Source organism: Streptococcus suis, assembly GCF_002960445.1.
Taxonomy (GTDB): domain Bacteria; phylum Bacillota; class Bacilli; order Lactobacillales; family Streptococcaceae; genus Streptococcus; species Streptococcus hyiners.
On record NZ_POJD01000325.1, the window covers coordinates 1 to 359 of the forward strand.

The window sequence follows — 359 nt, forward strand, 5'->3', positions numbered from 1 at the left end:
GATTTTTTAGAAGCAGTTGCTCCTATACTCGAACAGAATCCAAAAGCTATCGCCTTTATAGCAGGAAGTGCTTTTGAAGGAGAAGAGTGGCGAGTAGTAGAATTAGAAAAGAAGATTTCTCAATTAAAGGTCTCTTCTCAAGTCAGACGAATTGATTATTATGCAAATACCACTGAATTATATAATATGTTTGATATTTTTGTACTTCCAAGTACTAATCCAGACCCTCTACCAACGGTTGTACTAGAAGCAATGGCATGCGGTAAACCTGTTGTCGGTTACCGACATGGTGGTGTTTGTGAGATGGTGAAAGAAGGTGTTAACGGTTTCTTAGTCACTCCGAACTCACCGTTAAATTT

General features: G+C 38.4%; 1 protein-coding gene. It reads left to right on the forward strand.

The window, feature by feature from the left end; all coding sequences use genetic code 11:
• On the forward strand, positions 1 to 359 hold a 359-nt coding region (locus tag C1G53_RS11070), incomplete at both ends, for a glycosyltransferase (protein ID WP_153046721.1).